This is a genomic window from Sphingomonas kyeonggiensis (assembly GCF_014204495.1).
Classification (GTDB): domain Bacteria; phylum Pseudomonadota; class Alphaproteobacteria; order Sphingomonadales; family Sphingomonadaceae; genus Sphingomonas; species Sphingomonas kyeonggiensis_A.
In genome coordinates this window covers 1,500,999-1,516,193 of record NZ_JACHLN010000001.1, presented here as the reverse complement: position 1 = coordinate 1,516,193, position 15,195 = coordinate 1,500,999, and the positions used below count along the sequence as shown (strand labels likewise).

Below are 15,195 nucleotides of genomic sequence, written 5' to 3'. Positions count from 1 at the left end.
TAGCCCGCCGAAAGCCTGGCTTCCATCCCCCTGCTCCCCGGCAAAGCCGAACGGCGTAACCCCGCCCTCGCGCCCGCTCACCGGTGACGGCAAGCTATTGCCAGCTGAGCACCGTCCAGATGACACCCGTCACCTGCAGGATCAGGACGACGCCGACGCCGGTGCCCAGCCACGCCCAGACCCATGCATTCAACCGCTGGTTGCGCAGCAGATAGGCGATCGCGAAAACAGGCAGCAGCCCGATCAGCGCCGCGAAGAAGAAAAGCAGATAGATCATCAGCAGGCCGGGCATGTTGGAATTCTACCGATGAAGTAGGCCTCCACAAGTGGGATGCCTGCCATGCCTTTGCGGCCTAATCCCCCGCAAATCCGAACGGCGTAACCCCGCTCTCGCGCTCGCTCGCCAGCGCCGCGCGCCCCGCCGGTGCGGCGCTGCGCTGCGCACAATCGGGCCGGGTGCAGGCCCTGCACCCCAGCCCCACCGGCACCGCCTCGCCCGCCAGGTCGACGCCCCGCGCCACGGACAGCGCCCGCGCCTCGGCCGCCGCCAGCCCTATGCCGATCGCGAAGCGCGCCTTCACCCCGCGCGCGCCCTGCGGGGTCCGCGCCTGGGCCAGCGTGAACCAGCGCGCGCCGTCCTCGGTCTCGACCAGCTGGCGCAGCGTCTCGTCGGCCTGGCCGAACGCTTCGGTGAGGTTCCATAACGGGCACAGGCCGGGACCTTCCACCAGCGCCGATCCGCTGGCGCCGGCAAAGCGCTTGGAGACCTGCCCCGCCCGGTCGATCCGCATCAGGAAGAAGGGCAGCCCGCGCGCGCCCACCCGCTGCAGCGTGGTCAGCCGGTGCGCCACCTGCTCGAAGCTCGCCCCGAAGCGCCGCTGCAGCACTTCCATGTCATAGCCGCTCTGCTCGCACGCGCGCAGGAACCGGCCATAGGGCATCACCAGCGCCGCCGCGAAATAGCCGACCAGGTGCCGCGTGTAGAGCCGCTCGCCCGCGCGATCGAGCCCGGCGCCGCGCACCAGCGCCTCGATCTCGCCCCGCGCCTCCTGCGAGAGCCGCTCGGCCAGCGCGAAGGTCCGCCCCGGCACATCGAGCAGCTCGGAGAGCTGCACCTGCCGCGCATGCAGGTCGAGCCGCTTGAGCAGCCCCGGCATCACATCCGCCGGCAGAATGCGCACGGAGAGCTGGTGCTTCACCCGCAGCCGCTCGGCCATCGCGCCATAGGGATCGCCGGCGGTCTGGCGCAGCTCGTCGGCCAGCGCCTCGGCCACCGCGTCGAGATCGGCGAAATGGTTGCGCCAGCGCTCGACCTCGCGGCGCACCTGCCGCCCGGGATCACCCGCGCCCGCGTCCGTCACCGGCCCGCCGCCGCCCAGCCGGTCATAGGCGCGGGCGAACGCCTCCGCCCCGCCCGGCGCGCCCGCCAGCCATTCCTCCATCTGCTGCCGGTCGATCTCGAGATCGGCGAACAACGGATCGGCCAACCGCCGCCGCAGCGCCTCCATCCCCCCACCCGGCTCGGCCGCCGCCAGCTTGCGCGGATCGAAGTCATAGACTTCGGCCAGCCGCAGCATCAGCGTCGCCGACACCGGCCGCTGGTTGCGCTCGACGAGGTTGAGATAGCTGGCCGACACCCCCAGCGCCTCAGCCATCGCCGCCTGGGTCAGCAGCAACTGCCGCCGCAGCCGGCGGACGGCATGACCTGCAAAGAGCTTCTGTTCGGCCATCCGCACCTCCTCTCTAACCGTCATCCCCGCGAAGGCGGGGATCCAGAGTCACACAGGGCATCGCTCTGCCACCGTGGATCCCCGCCTTCGCGGGGATGACGATTGATACTGTCCTACACTAAATGTTCCCGATACGTTCACATCGAACGAGTCGATCCCGATTGTAAATAATTTACAACCTTTCAAGCCAAAGGAAAGCCGCCACAACATCCAGACCCTCACAAACGCACAGACTGACTGCCAAGAGACTCAAAAAATATCCATACAGACTGGGCAACCTAGTCAAGGAACACACAATGTCGACGCGCTTCGAAGACCTGATCCCCGCCCCCACCGGCCGGTTCGACGGCATCGTGCGTCCGTACACGCCGGAGGATGTCGAGCGGCTGCGCGGCTCGCTCCCGATCGAGCACACGCTCGCTCGCCGCGGCGCGCTCAAGCTCTGGGAGCTGCTACAGACCGAGGATTACATCAACGCCCTCGGCGCGCTCAGCGGCAACCAGGCGATGCAGATGGTCCGCGCCGGGCTGAAGGCGATCTACCTCTCCGGGTGGCAGGTCGCGGCCGACGCCAACACCGCCGGCCAGATGTACCCCGACCAGTCGCTCTACCCCGCCAATGCCGGCCCCGAGCTGGCCAAGCGGATCAACGCCACGCTCCAGCGCGCCGACCAGATCGAGCATATGGAAGGCGGCGCAAAGCGTGACTGGTTCATGCCGATCGTCGCCGATGCCGAGGCCGGCTTCGGCGGTCCGCTCAACTGCTTCGAGATCATGAAGGCCTATATCGCCGCCGGCGCCGCGGGCGTGCATTATGAGGACCAGCTCGCCTCGGAGAAGAAGTGCGGCCATCTGGGCGGCAAGGTGCTGATCCCCACCCAGGCGCATGTCCGCAACCTCGATGCGGCGCGCCTGGCCGCGGACGTCGCCGGCGTGCCGACGGTGATCTGCGCCCGCACCGATGCCGAGAGCGCGCGCCTGATCACTTCGGATGTCGACGAGCGCGACCGCGAGTTCCTCACCGGCGAGCGGACCCCGGAAGGATTCTTCCGCCTCAAGGAAGGCACCGGCGTCGATCATTGCATCAAGCGCGGCCTGGCGTTCGCCGAGCATGCCGACCTGCTGTGGTGGGAGACGAGCAAGCCCAACATGGACGATGCCCGCCGCTTCGCCGAGGCGATCAAGAAGGAGTTCCCGAACAAGATGCTGGCGTACAATTGCTCGCCCAGCTTCAACTGGGAGAAGAATCTCGACAAGGACGACATCGCCCGCTTCCAGCGCGAGATCGGCGCGATGGGCTACAAGTTCCAGTTCGTCACCCTGGCGGGCTTCCACCAGCTCAACTACGGCATGTTCGAGCTGGCCCGGGGCTACAAGGATCGCGGCATGGCCGCGTACTCGGAGCTGCAGCAGGCCGAGTTCGCCGCCGAGGCGAACGGCTACACCGCGACCCGCCACCAGCGCGAAGTCGGCACCGGCTATTTCGATGCGATCGCCACCACGCTGGCGGGCGGATCGAGCAGCACCACGGCGCTGGCCGAGAGCACCGAAGCCGCCCAGTTCGTCACCACCGAAGCCGCCTGAAACCTGAGAAAGGAGTGATTGCCATGACCGAACCCCAGCGCAGCCGCGCCGTCTTCTCGACCGAGGATTTCCGCCTCATCCGCGATGCGGTGGCGACCCATCTCGAGAAGGTGAAGGACGCGCCCGAGAGCGTGAAATACGCCAACCTCTATCACCGCCTGGGCCGCGTGGCCTGAGCCTGACGACTTGCCCTCTCCCCCCGCGCCATCCCTGCCCTGGCGGGGATGGCGGAAGGGGATGAGGAACGCCTTTCCTGGGGAGGAAAGGATGTCCGCCGAGGGGTCAGCCCTCGGCGGACATTTCCGCGTTTCGGCCGGCAAGCACGGCCACCCGGGCCTCGTGCTCGGCCTTGCCGAAGGGGAAGAAGCGGTAGAAGCCCGCCGCCGCCAGGGCGAGCACGGTGTAGAGCACGGAGAAGAGGATGGTCAGCCGATCCACTGCCGCCGGGGCGACCTGCCCCACCTTGGCCACCGCCGGGAAGTCGACCAGGTCGAGCAGCATGCCGGTCGCCCAGATGCCCAGGCCGCTGCAGCATTTCTGCACGAAAAAGGCGCCGGCGAAGAACACGCCCTCGTTGCGCCGCCCGGTCTCGATCTCGGACTGCTCGACGACATCGGCCATCATCGAGGCGCCCAGGATCGTCGCCGAGATGCTGCACGTCACATTGAGGACGTAGATGACGAACAGCGAAGGCAGCATCCACGGCGTGCCGGGTTCGGGGAACAGCCCGGCAAGGCGCAGGACATAGGGCAGGGCCACCCAGAAGGCGGCCGCCATCATCAGCCACATCGCCGCCCTGGGCTTGCCCAGCCGGCGCGAGACGCGGGGCGCGACAAGGAACGCGAAATAGGCACCGACCAGCAGCGAGAAGGCGATGATCGTGAAGTCCTGGTTCTGGAAGCGCCAGACATGGGCGTAGATGTAGCTCGACAGCGCGAAGCTGACGCCCTGTGCGCAATAATAGCAGAGCCCCGCCGCCATCAGGATCAGGAAGGCGCGGTTCCGCACCGTCCGGCCCAGCTCGCCGAAATGCGCACCGAGCGACTGGCGCGCGCCCTCGGCACGGGGCAGCCGCTTGATCTCGCCATGCGTACCCCAGGCCGAAACCAGGATCGCGAACACCATCAGCCCGGCACTCACCAGCGAGAAGCCCGGGTAGTTCTCCCGAACCAGCTGGCCGTTGGGATGCCCCGGCGACGGCCCGAGCAGCCAGGAATAGGCAAGGATCATCATCACCAGCCCGCCGGCCCAGCCGAACAGGAAGCGATAGGACATGATCCGGGTCCGCTCCTCGTAATCGGCGGAAAGCTCCGGGGTCAGTGCCTGGCTCGGCACTTCGTACGCCGACACCGCGGTGCGGACGAGCACCGACATGGCGAAGACCCAGAGCAGCATGTTGCCATGGGAAAGCGAGGGCGGGTTCCACAGCAGGATCCAGCCCACCGCGATCGGGATGGCGGAAGCATACATCCAGGGATGGCGCCGCCCCCAGCGGCTCCGCGTCCGGTCCGACAGGAACCCGATCGCCGGATCGGCCACCGCATCGAGCAGCAGCGCGCACATGATCGCGAAACCCACCTCGGTCGCCGGCAGGCCAAGCACCTGGTTGAAGAAGAACAACAGGAAGGTCGAGAAGCAGAAATCCTTCACGCCATACGCCACCGTGCCGAAGCCATAGGCGAGCATGATCGGGGTGCGGATTCGCCGTGTCGGGGGCACTGCCGCCTGGTTGGTGTCCATGCCCTTGCGTTCCCTCTCGACCCGTTTGCCGCGCAGCATAGGTGCCGCACCCGGAGGGTCAACCGGAACAGATTGGAACATCGGGTATGGCTTGCCCAAGCCCGTGCTGGCGGTATAGCGTCCCGCTTCGAACCTGAGGAACGTGAAGCAATGGCGCTCGACCCCGAAGTCTTCGATACGCTGATCGACACTATCCGCCGCTTCGTCAGCGAGCGCCTCCGCCCGCTGGAGGGCGAGGTCGAGGCCGCCGACGCCATCCCCGCCCAGGTCATCGACGAGATGAAGGCGCTAGGCCTGTTCGGCCTGTCGATCTCGGAGGACTATGGCGGCCTGGGGCTGACGATGCTGGAGGAGTGCAAGGTCGCCATCGAGCTCGGCCGCACCACCCCGGCCTTCCGCTCGAGCTTCGGCACCAATGTCGGCATCGGCTCGCAGGGCCTCGTCATGGCCGGCACCCCCGAGCAGAAGGCACTATGGCTGCCCAGGATCGCCAGCGGCGAGATCGTCACCAGCTTCGCCCTGACCGAGCCCGATGTCGGATCGGACAGCGGCGCGGTGAAGACCCGGGCAGTGAAGGACGGCGATGTCTACCGCCTCACCGGCACCAAGCGCTTCATCACCAATGCCGACAAGGCCGAGCTGTTCACGGTGATGGCCCGCACCGGCGGCGAGCCTGGCGGCCGCGGCGTCTCCGCCTTCCTGGTGCCGCGCGACCTGCCCGGCGTCAGCGTCGGCGAGCCCGAGAAGAAGATGGGCCAGAAAGGCGCAAGGGTGGCCGATGTGGTGTTCGACGACACCCCCGTCCCCGCCGCCAACCGGCTCGGCGCCGAGGGCGAAGGCTTCAGGATCGCCATGCAGGTGCTCGACCGGGGCCGGCTCCACATCTCGGCGGTTTGCGTCGGCGTGGCCGAGCGGCTGATCGCCGACTGCGTCGCCTATGCCAGCGAGCGCAGGCAGTTCGGCAAGCCGATCGCCGAGCACCAGCTGATCCAGGCGATGCTCGCCGATTCCAAGACCGAGGTGCTGGCGGCAAAGGCGCTGGTGCTGGAGACCGCCGCCGCCAAGGACGCGGGCCAGAACACCACGATGGAAGCCGCCGCCGCGAAGTATTTCGCCAGCGAGATGGTCGGCCGGGTGGCGGACCGCGCCGTGCAGATCTTCGGCGGTGCCGGCTATATCGCCGATTACGGCATCGAGCGGCTCTACCGCGACGTGCGCCTGTTCCGGATCTATGAAGGCACCAGCCAGATCCAGCAGCTGATCATTGCCCGCGAGACGCTGAAGCGGGGCGGGTAGAAAGAAAGAAACCGTCATCCCGGCGAAAGCCGGGATCTCGTGCGGCTCTTTTCCCGCCATCGCCGGGATGACGAATTTTGGAGAGGACAAAAATGGACACCAGCACGCTCTTCCGCCTCGACGGCCGGATCGCACTCGTCACCGGCGGTTCCCGGGGCATCGGCAAAATGATTGCCGAGGGGTACATCGCCCAGGGCGCCAAGGTCTATGTCTCGTCCCGCAAGGCCGAGGCCTGCGAGGAAACCGCCGCCGCGCTCGGCCCCAACTGCATCGCCCTGCCGATGGATGTGTCGACCGTCGAAGGCTGCAAGGCGCTCGCCGCTGCGCTTGCCGAGCGCGAGGAACGGCTCGACATCCTGGTCAACAATGCCGGCGCCGCCTGGGGCGAGCCTTTTGAGAACTTCCCCGAAAAGGGCTGGGACAAGGTGATGGACCTCAATGTGAAGTCCCCCTTCTTCCTCACCCAGGCATTGTTCGACCTGCTCAAGGCCGGCGGCTCGGCGGAGCGCCCGGCCAAGGTGATCAACATCACCTCGATCGACGGCCAGCGGCTCAATCCCTGGGAGACCTACAGCTATCACGCCTCCAAGTCGGCGCTGATCTATTTGACCAAGCGCATGGCCGCCCGGCTGATCCGCGACCATATCAACGTCACCTCGATCGCCCCCGGCGCCTTTGCCAGCGACATGAACAAGGCGGCGCGCGACCATGGCGGCGAAGTCGCCAAGGCGATCCCGGCGAAGCGCATCGGCTATGACGAGGACATGGCCGGCGCCGCGATCTTCCTGGCCAGCCGCGCCGGCGACTATGTCGTGGGCGACACGATCACCGTCGATGGCGGGCTGGTCAACGCTTCGCTGGGGATCAGCATCGACGGCTGACGCCGCTTGCAATGTAGGATTTCACCTGCTGGGCTGGAGCAGCCGGCGCCCGCGCCGGCCGCTCCTTGAAGCCGTTGGGGAAATAGGATCACGCGCCCGCAAGATTGTTGCGAGATGCGCGGCGTTGGCGGGAATTGCATCAATTTGAGGCGCCCCAAACCCCGCGCTTGGCCTGTACTTCGTGTACTTCCGCGAGTCGCCGCCGGATCGATGTTGGAGACCCTAGCGCCGGTAATAGGCGCGGCGCACCGGCTCGGGCATGGCGTCGGCCATCGACTGGCGCAGCGTGTCGAGGCAATAGCCCGTCTCGTTGCGGATCAGCTGCGGGGTGACGGTATCGCCATGCGCCCGGCAAAAGGCGCGCACCGCGGTCTCCACCCGGGCACGCAGCGCGTCGCGCCCCGCCGGGGTGTCGAGGGCAAGGTCGGCATAGGCGAGCCGGGCCGAGGGCTCGGGCCGCTGCACGAGCTCGGGCTCGCGGGCCGCGCAGGTGCCGGCCATGATCAGGGACAGGAACAGGATCGAACGCATCGTCATTCTCCCTTCAGTTCGCCGGGCAAGCCGGCCCCGTGGCGCGAAAGCCGCGCTTTGATTCGGTGCTGGTGGGTCAGCGAAGGGCTAAAGGACGCCCTTTATCTGCTCTGCCTGCTTGTTGAGTTTCCAGGCCTCGACCCGCAGTGTCTCGGCGGCGTTGCGGTAGCCCTGGCGGATACCGAGCGATAGGCTGGGGTCCTGTGCCTTTTCGCGATATTCCTTTGCCGCCGCGCGCAACTGCCCGGCCGCCTGGATCAGCTGCGCCACCTGGGCCTTCACATCCGGCCCGGTTTTCCAGGACAGCTTGGGCGGCGCACTCGCTTCCGGCTTGGTCGCCTCCAGCGACGCCTTGACCATGCTGCGCGCCTTGGCGCCGCTCAGATACACCTCCTCCATGCCGGGCACGGGCGGCTTTGCCGGCACAGGCTTCGGGTCGAGAGGCGCATGCTCCTGGTTGGCGGGACGCGGCGTGACAAGCCGGGCATGCTCCTGTCGGGGGCCAGCCGGGGCGACGAGCAGGGGCCGCTCCGGCCCAACGGCGCGTGGCGCGCGCACCGGCCGGCGCTCCTGCGTGACGGGTGCCGCCGCCCGGAACCGAAGCGCGCCCGGCGCCGGGTTCGGCTGCGCCTCGAGCTTGGCCAATGCTGCCCGCAGGTCGCCCCGTGCACCCGGCACCTGGACATAGGGTTTCTCGACCAGCTGCATCGCCGCCAGCGGCGCGATGCCCAGCGGGATGCTGCCGATCAGCGCGGCGCAGAGCAGCCCGCTCGCCGGCTTGCGCGGCGCCGCGTCGAGCACCAGCCGGATTCGCCGGCCCAGCGCGCTGCGCGTCACTGCCATCCCGCACGCCGAATGCGCGCCGCAGCCACCGGCCACCGCCAGCAGCGTCTGCGCATAATCGGCCCGTGCCACCCGCGTCACCGCGTCCTCGTCCGCCGCCAGCTCGGTTTGGCGGGCAAGCTCGGTAACCAGCAGCCAGGCGAGCGGATTGAACCAGAACAGTGCGAGCGCGACCCGTGCGGCGAGCATCACCGGCCAGTCGAAGCGGCGGACATGCGCCATCTCATGGGCGACCACCGCGGCGGCGCGGTCCGGGGAACGCTCGATATCGGGCCCGATCAGGATCGTCGCCGGCGTCACGCCCAGGCTCAGCGGCGAGGGCACGCGCGGCGAGACGAGCAGTCGCACGGGCCGCCTCAAGGGTTCGGCGGCCCGTGCGATCGCCTCCATCCACACGGGATCGGAGACGGGCACCGCATGGCGGGTCCAACGGTGCAGCATGAACAGGCCGAGCGCGAGGCGAAGCAGGATGAGCGTGCCACCCATCATGTAGGCAAGGGCGATCCAGTCGATCTCGGGCGCAGGCGCCGCCGTCGCCACGGGCAGGATGGCGGCAGCCGCCGCCTCCGGCAGTGCCGGCATCGGCGCGCTCGCGGGCAACACCGCGATCTCGAGCGCCGGCACGGTGAGGATCAGCAGCGGCAGCAACAGCAGCGCCACAACCCCGGCACGCAGCATCGCGACCCGCTGCGCCGCCGGCCGGCCGCGCAACGCATGGCTCGCGAACAATGCAACCGCGCAAGCCAGCGAGGATTTCCAGCCAAGCTCGATCAGCAGGTCGAAGCTCATTTCACTTCTCCCCGTGCTTCGTCGATCGCGCGCTGGAGCTCGTCGATCTCGTCCCGGGTCAGCCGGGTCTCCATGCCGAGCAGCGCCGTGGCGGCGCGTGCCGCGGAACCCTGGAAGAAGGTCTGCACCAGCCGCTGCAGCGCGGTCTCCGCCACCGCATCGGCCTGCGGCACCGGGGCATAGACATAGGCCTGGTTGACGGTGCGGTGGCCGATCAGCTCCTTGGCCACGAGCCGGCCGAGCAGGGTGCGCACCGCGGAGTCGCTGGGCGGATCGGCCATCGCCCCGCGCACGGCGGCGGCGGTGCCCTCCCCCAGGCTGCACAATGCCTCGAATACCTCGCGCTCGCGGCGCGGCAGCGATTCGATCACGACTCGACCTCCCTCAACCTGTTACATTTGTAGCATGCTACAAATGTAACAGGCAAGGGGTGTTTTATCGTGCTATATCAGCGGGCAATCCCGCCCGCAGCCAGCACCGCCAGCGTCACCAGCTCGCTGGCCGTGGCGGTCATCGGCGCGATCTGGACCGGCTTCTCCATGCCGATCAGCATCGGGCCGATGGTCGAATCGCCACCCAGCTCGCGAAGCAGCTTGGCCGAGATGTTGGCCGACTGCAGGCCGGGCATGATCAGCACATTGGCCGGGCCCGAGATCCGCGCGAAGGGATAGTTGGCGAGCTGGCGCTCGTTGAGCGCGACGTCCGGCGACATCTCGCCCTCATATTCGAACTCGACCGCGCGCCCGTCGAGGATCTTGATCGCGCCGCGGACATTGTCGAGCCACTGCCCTTCGGGATTGCCGAAGTTGGAGTAGCTGAGGAAGGCGACGCGCGGCTCATGGCCCATGCGGCGGGCAACCGTCGCGGCGCCCTCCGCGATATCGGCCAGTTCCTCGGCGCTGGGCCGCTCGTTCACCGTGGTGTCGGCGATGAACACGGTGTGCGACTGGCCGACCAGCACGTGCATGCCGAACGGCGTCTGGCCCGGACGATGGTCGATCACGCGCTTCACCTGGCGCATCGATTCGGCCCAGGTGCGCGTCACGCCGGTGATCATCGCATCGGCATGGCCGAGCTGGAGCAGCAGGCCGCCGAAGATGTTGCGGTCGCGATTGACCATCCGCTCCGCGTCGCGGCGGAGATAACCGCGGCGCTGCAGGCGGGCATAGAGGAACTCGACCATCTCCGGCACCAGCGGCGAATTGACGCTGTTGTGGACCTCGAAATCGTCGGGATTGACGCCAAGCACCCGCAGCCGGTCATGCACGCTCTCGCGGCCGACCAGCACCGGCGTGCCGTAACCGCCATCCTTGAAGGCGATCGCCGCGCGCAGCACGACTTCCTCTTCGGCTTCCGCGAAGATCACGCGCTTCGGATTGGCCTTGGCGCCCTCATAGGCGAGGCTGAGCACCGACGTCGTCGGGTTCAGGCGCGCGCGCAACGTCTGGCGATAGGCGTTCATGTCGGTGATCGGCTTGGTCGCCACGCCCGAGTCCATCGCCGCCTGGGCGACGGCGGCGGGCACCAGCTCCATCAGGCGCGGATCGAACGGCGCCGGGATGATATAGTCGGGGCCGAAGCTGTGCTGCGTGCCATAGGCCGCGGCGACTTCCTCGGGCACCTGCTGGCGAGCGAGCTCGGCGATGGCCTGCGCCGCGGCGACCTTCATCGCGTCGTTGATCGTCGTCGCGCGCACATCGAGCGCGCCGCGGAAGATGAACGGGAAGCCGAGCACGTTGTTGACCTGGTTCGGATAGTCCGAACGACCGGTGGCGATGATCACATCCGGACGGGCACGCTTGGCTTCCGGCGGCGTGATCTCGGGATCGGGATTGGCCATCGCGAAGATGATCGGCTTGAGCGCCATGTGATTGAGCAGCTCGGCGGGCAGCGCGCCCGCGGCCGAGAGGCCCAGGAAGACATCGGCGCCTTCCAGCGCATCGGCCAGGGTGCGGCGCTCGGTGGAGACGGCATGCGCCGACTGCCACTGGTTGATGCCTTCGCGGCCCTGATAGATCACGCCGGTGCGATCGAGCATCAGCAGATTGTCGTGCGGCAGGCCCATCGCCTTGATCAGCTCGGCACAGGCGATCGCGGCCGCGCCGGCGCCGTTCACCACCACCCGCGTCGTCCTGATGTCGCGGCCAGTCAGGTGGAGCGCGTTGATCAGACCGGCGGCGGCGATGATCGCGGTGCCGTGCTGGTCGTCATGGAACACCGGAATGTTCATCCGCTCGCGCAGGGTCTGCTCGATCACGAAGCATTCGGGGGACTTGATGTCCTCCAGGTTGATGCCGCCAAAGGTCGGCTCCATCAGCTCCACCGCGTCGATGAAGCGATCGACGTCCTCGGTCTTCAGCTCGATGTCGATCGAATCGACGTCGGCGAAGCGCTTGAAGAGCACGGCCTTGCCTTCCATCACCGGCTTGGAAGCCAGCGCGCCGAGATTGCCGAGGCCCAGGATCGCGGTGCCGTTGGAGATCACGGCGACCAGATTGCCCTTGGCGGTATAGTCATAGGCGGTCGCCGGGTCCTCGGCGATCGCGCGCACCGGCACGGCGACGCCGGGCGAATAGGCCAGCGCGAGGTCGCGCTGCGTCGCCATCGGCGTGGATGCGATGATCTCGATCTTACCCGGACGTCCTTCCGAATGGTAAAGCAGTGCCTCGCGCTCGGAAAACTGGACGTTCGATTCCTCAGACATTTCTCTCTCCCGGATTACCCCTCCTTTAGGGGGGCGTTTCCGAGGTCGCAATGCGCGGAATCCTCCAAATGACGCTAGGTTTGCCGTGTTCCTGGTCTGATAATTTCGCACAACCGTGCGGAAAACCGCACATCTCGCTTTTCCCCAGAAAAGCGACGAGCGGGTGTTGATCGGCGGGGACGTTCGGCTAGTCCGGAACGGACATGTCCTCCACCGCTCCCACTCCGATGATGGCGCAATATCTGGCGCTCAAGGCCGAGGCCGAGGATTGCCTGCTCTTCTACCGGATGGGCGACTTCTTCGAGCTGTTCTTCGAGGACGCCAAGATCGCCAGCGCGGTGCTGGACATCGCGCTGACCGCGCGCGGCGAGCATGACGGCGAGCGCATCCCGATGTGCGGCGTGCCGGTGCATGCGATGGAGGGCTATCTCGCCCGCCTGATCAAGGCCGGCCACCGCGTCGCCATCGCCAACCAGACCGAGACGCCGGAGGAAGCGCGCAAGCGCATGGGCTCCAAGGCGCTGGTCAACCGCGCGATCGTCCGCGTCGTCACCGCCGGCACGCTGACCGAGGAATCGCTGCTCGACAGCCGTACCGCCAACTGGTGCGCGGCGATCGGCGAGGCCGGTGGCAGCGTCGCCATTGCCTGCGCCGACATCTCCACCGGCCGCTTCGAGATCATCGAGACGACGGCCGACCGCGCCGGCGCCGAGATCGCCCGCCTTTCGCCCGCCGAAACGGTGGTCGGCGACGGATCGTCGTTCGACGAGCTCGCCACGGTCGCGCGCCCGCGCATCGACTTCGACAGCGCCGCCGGCGAGGATCGGCTCAAGCGGCTGTTCGGCGTGGCGACGCTCGATGGCTTCGGCCAGTTCTCCCGCGCCGCGCTGGCCGCGGCGGGCGGCCTCACGGCTTATCTCGAGCATAATGCCAAGGGCGCACTGCCCTTTCTGCGCCCGCCCCGCGTCACCCGCACCGAAGCGGCGATGGCGATCGACGCGGCAACGCGCGAGAGCCTGGAACTCACCGTCAGCTCGGCGGGCACCCGCAAGGGCAGCTTGCTCGACAGCGTCGATCGCACCGTTACCGGCGCCGGCGCGCGCCTGCTCGGCAGCGACATCGCCGCACCGCTGATGGACCGCCCGGGCGTCGAGGCACGGCTCGATCTCGTCACCCATTTCCATGACGACGCCCTGCTGCGCGACATGGTGCGCGGCGCATTGCGGGCGATGCCCGACATCGGCCGCGCGCTCGGTCGCCTCGCCGCCGGACGCGGCTCCCCGCGCGATCTCGGCCAGCTGCGCGACGGCCTCGACGGCGCCTGGCGCCTCGCCGAACGGCTCGAGGCGACCGGCATTCCGCCCCTGCTCGCCGACCTGATTCCGCAGATGCGCGGCCACGGCGCGCTGATCGACCTGCTCAGCCGCGCGCTCGTCCCCGAGCCGCCGGTCGATGCCGCGAATGGCGGCTATATCGCCGAGGGCTATGACGCCGCGCTCGACGACCTGCGCGACGCCGGCGCCGGCGGCCGCCGCGCCATCGCCGCGCTCGAGGCCGAGTATCGCACCCGCACCGGCATCGGCTCGCTCAAGATCCGCCATAACGGCGTGCTCGGCTATCATATCGAAGTACCGGCCAAGAACGCCGACCCGCTGATGGCGCAGGACAGCGGCTTCACCCATCGCCAGACGCTGGCCGGCGTGGTCCGCTTCAACGCGCCCGAGCTCCACGACGTCGCGGTCAAGGTCACCCAGGCCGGCGCCCATGCGCTCGCCGCCGAGGCCGCGCATCTCGAGGACCTCACCACCCGCGCCCTCTCGGCGCGCGAACCAATCGCCCGCACCGCCGATGCGCTTGCCCGGATCGACGTCTCCGCCGGCCTCGCCGAACGCGCCGCCGAGGGCGGCTGGGCCCGCCCGCATCTCGTCGAGCATGCCTGTTTCGAGATCGAGGGCGGCCGCCATCCGGTGGTCGAGGAAGCCGTGGCCAAGTCGGGGGGCCGCTTCGTCGCCAATGATTGCAACCTGTCCGAGAGCAGCCGGCTCTGGCTGGTCACCGGCCCGAACATGGGCGGCAAGTCGACCTTCCTGCGCCAGAACGCGCTGATCGCGGTGCTGGCCCAGGCTGGCAGCTACGTTCCCGCCGCCCGCGCGACGCTCGGCATGGTCGACCGGCTGTTCAGCCGCGTCGGCGCTTCGGACAATCTCGCGCGGGGCCGCTCGACCTTCATGGTCGAGATGGTCGAGACCGCCGCGATCCTGGCGCAAGCGACCCCGCGCAGCTTCGTCATCCTCGACGAGGTCGGCCGCGGCACCTCGACCTATGACGGCCTGGCGATCGCCTGGTCGGTGGTCGAGGCGATCCATGAGGACAACCGGTGCAGGTGCCTGTTCGCCACGCACTATCATGAGCTGACCCGGCTGGCCGAGCGCTGCGACGCGCTGACCCTCCATCATGTCCGCGCGCGCGAGTGGAAGGGCGATCTCGTCCTGCTCCACGAAGTCGCCGAGGGCCCGGCCGACCGCAGCTACGGCCTTGCCGTCGCCCGACTCGCCGGCCTGCCGCCGATCACGATCAAGCGCGCCAAGGCCGTGCTCGACAAGCTCGAGGCAGGGCGCGCCCAGACCGGCGGCCTCGCGGCGGGGCTGGACGACCTGCCGCTGTTCGCCGCCACCGCGGTGGAAGAGGAAGAAGCAGTCGACGTGCTGCGCACCGAACTCGGCGCGCTCGACATCGACAGCCTGAGCCCGCGCGAGGCGCTGGAGATGCTCTACCGGCTCAAGGGCCTGGCGGCGGAAGGCGCATGAACGCGCTCGATCTCACCGACCAGTTCCTTGCCATCCTGCTGCGCGAAGTGGGCGGCACCCGGCGGCGCTGGCGCAACGTCATCGGCCCGGTGAAGCGCTACAGCGCCGAGACGCACCCCCACTGCAACTGGTCGATCACCCCCGGCGGCGAGGCGGACGAGAATGACGCGATCGAGCGCATCGCCGATCGCCTGCGCGACAAGCACCCGATCATCGATTGATCCGAATCGGAAGTACACGAAGTACAGGCCAATAGCCGCCTTCCGACGCCATCCCATCGACAATTGTGAT

At 68.2% G+C, this 15,195-nt stretch carries 13 protein-coding genes; 6 read left to right on the top strand and 7 right to left on the bottom strand.

Translation table 11 applies throughout. The features are described from left to right. Positions 1-94: 94 nt before the first annotated feature. Both HNP52_RS07455 and HNP52_RS07450 read right to left on the bottom strand, forming a co-directional pair. Complete coding sequence (locus tag HNP52_RS07455) at positions 95-277, bottom strand: hypothetical protein (protein WP_184164561.1); 183 nt, start codon at positions 275-277, stop codon at positions 95-97. A gap of 76 nt (positions 278-353) precedes the next feature. Beyond that, positions 354-1,730 (bottom strand): short-chain fatty acyl-CoA regulator family protein, encoded by a 1,377-nt coding sequence (locus HNP52_RS07450; protein WP_184164558.1) that lies wholly within the window; start codon positions 1,728-1,730, stop codon positions 354-356. 296 nt (positions 1,731-2,026) lie between these two features. Here HNP52_RS07450 and aceA point away from each other — a divergent pair, with 296 nt between their 5' ends. Continuing rightward, positions 2,027-3,313: an isocitrate lyase gene (aceA, locus tag HNP52_RS07445; RefSeq protein ID WP_184164555.1), complete on the top strand. Its 1,287-nt coding sequence runs from the start codon at positions 2,027-2,029 to the stop codon at positions 3,311-3,313. 23 nt (positions 3,314-3,336) lie between these two features. Then, positions 3,337-3,489, top strand: a complete 153-nt coding sequence (locus tag HNP52_RS07440) for a hypothetical protein (protein ID WP_180147184.1) — start codon at positions 3,337-3,339, stop codon at positions 3,487-3,489. A 106-nt stretch (positions 3,490-3,595) separates the two neighbouring features. On the opposite strand, the gene HNP52_RS07435 is transcribed toward HNP52_RS07440, so the two are convergent. Then, the gene (locus HNP52_RS07435) at positions 3,596-5,053 is read right to left on the bottom strand and encodes an MFS transporter (protein WP_260395937.1); all 1,458 of its coding nucleotides are present in this window, start codon (positions 5,051-5,053) and stop codon (positions 3,596-3,598) included. Between the two features lie 150 nt (positions 5,054-5,203). On the opposite strand from HNP52_RS07435, the gene HNP52_RS07430 reads away from it, so the two are divergent. Together HNP52_RS07430 and HNP52_RS07425 are read left to right on the top strand one after the other, a co-directional pair. After that, positions 5,204-6,349: an acyl-CoA dehydrogenase family protein gene (locus tag HNP52_RS07430; protein ID WP_184164552.1), complete on the top strand. Its 1,146-nt coding sequence runs from the start codon at positions 5,204-5,206 to the stop codon at positions 6,347-6,349. A 92-nt stretch (positions 6,350-6,441) separates the two neighbouring features. After that, positions 6,442-7,230 (top strand): SDR family oxidoreductase, encoded by a 789-nt coding sequence (locus tag HNP52_RS07425; protein ID WP_184164549.1) that lies wholly within the window; start codon positions 6,442-6,444, stop codon positions 7,228-7,230. A gap of 222 nt (positions 7,231-7,452) precedes the next feature. Here HNP52_RS07425 and HNP52_RS07420 read toward each other — a convergent pair whose 3' ends face one another. The 4 genes from HNP52_RS07420 to HNP52_RS07405 all read right to left on the bottom strand — a co-directional run bounded on the left by HNP52_RS07420 (position 7,453) and on the right by HNP52_RS07405 (position 12,097). After that, positions 7,453-7,767, bottom strand: a complete 315-nt coding sequence (locus tag HNP52_RS07420; RefSeq protein WP_184164546.1) for a UrcA family protein — start codon at positions 7,765-7,767, stop codon at positions 7,453-7,455. Positions 7,768-7,848: 81 nt separating this feature from the next. Beyond that, a complete protein-coding gene (locus HNP52_RS07415) occupies positions 7,849-9,393 on the bottom strand; it encodes a M56 family metallopeptidase (protein ID WP_184164543.1) in 1,545 nt (514 codons plus the stop codon). Next, a complete protein-coding gene (locus tag HNP52_RS07410) occupies positions 9,390-9,764 on the bottom strand; it encodes a BlaI/MecI/CopY family transcriptional regulator (protein ID WP_184164540.1) in 375 nt (124 codons plus the stop codon). The genes HNP52_RS07415 and HNP52_RS07410 overlap by 4 nt, the downstream gene beginning before the upstream one ends. A 77-nt stretch (positions 9,765-9,841) precedes the next feature. Beyond that, positions 9,842-12,097: an NADP-dependent malic enzyme gene (locus HNP52_RS07405; protein ID WP_184164537.1), complete on the bottom strand. Its 2,256-nt coding sequence runs from the start codon at positions 12,095-12,097 to the stop codon at positions 9,842-9,844. A 227-nt stretch (positions 12,098-12,324) separates the two neighbouring features. Between HNP52_RS07405 and mutS the strand changes: the two genes are divergently transcribed. Both mutS and HNP52_RS07395 read left to right on the top strand, forming a co-directional pair. Continuing rightward, positions 12,325-14,904, top strand: coding sequence for a DNA mismatch repair protein MutS (mutS, locus tag HNP52_RS07400; protein WP_184165165.1), 2,580 nt, complete (start codon positions 12,325-12,327; stop codon positions 14,902-14,904). Then, positions 14,901-15,125, top strand: a complete 225-nt coding sequence (locus HNP52_RS07395; protein ID WP_184164533.1) for a hypothetical protein — start codon at positions 14,901-14,903, stop codon at positions 15,123-15,125. Before mutS ends, HNP52_RS07395 begins: the two co-directional genes overlap by 4 nt. Positions 15,126-15,195 lie beyond the last annotated feature (70 nt).

Excerpts from the sequence above, each read along its gene's own strand:
- HNP52_RS07435 (WP_260395937.1), bottom strand. The coding sequence starts at position 5,053 with ATGGACACCAACCAGGCGGCAGTGCCCCCGACACGGCGAATCCGCACC.
- aceA (WP_184164555.1), top strand. The coding sequence starts at position 2,027 with ATGTCGACGCGCTTCGAAGACCTGATCCCCGCCCCCACCGGCCGGTTC.
- HNP52_RS07430 (WP_184164552.1), top strand. The coding sequence starts at position 5,204 with ATGGCGCTCGACCCCGAAGTCTTCGATACGCTGATCGACACTATCCGC.
- HNP52_RS07455 (WP_184164561.1), bottom strand. The coding sequence starts at position 277 with ATGATCTATCTGCTTTTCTTCTTCGCGGCGCTGATCGGGCTGCTGCCT.
- HNP52_RS07425 (WP_184164549.1), top strand. The coding sequence starts at position 6,442 with ATGGACACCAGCACGCTCTTCCGCCTCGACGGCCGGATCGCACTCGTC.
- HNP52_RS07415 (WP_184164543.1), bottom strand. The coding sequence starts at position 9,393 with ATGAGCTTCGACCTGCTGATCGAGCTTGGCTGGAAATCCTCGCTGGCT.
- mutS (WP_184165165.1), top strand. The coding sequence starts at position 12,325 with ATGATGGCGCAATATCTGGCGCTCAAGGCCGAGGCCGAGGATTGCCTG.
- HNP52_RS07420 (WP_184164546.1), bottom strand. The coding sequence starts at position 7,767 with ATGACGATGCGTTCGATCCTGTTCCTGTCCCTGATCATGGCCGGCACC.
- HNP52_RS07450 (WP_184164558.1), bottom strand. The coding sequence starts at position 1,730 with ATGGCCGAACAGAAGCTCTTTGCAGGTCATGCCGTCCGCCGGCTGCGG.
- HNP52_RS07395 (WP_184164533.1), top strand. The coding sequence starts at position 14,901 with ATGAACGCGCTCGATCTCACCGACCAGTTCCTTGCCATCCTGCTGCGC.
- HNP52_RS07440 (WP_180147184.1), top strand. The coding sequence starts at position 3,337 with ATGACCGAACCCCAGCGCAGCCGCGCCGTCTTCTCGACCGAGGATTTC.
- HNP52_RS07405 (WP_184164537.1), bottom strand. The coding sequence starts at position 12,097 with ATGTCTGAGGAATCGAACGTCCAGTTTTCCGAGCGCGAGGCACTGCTT.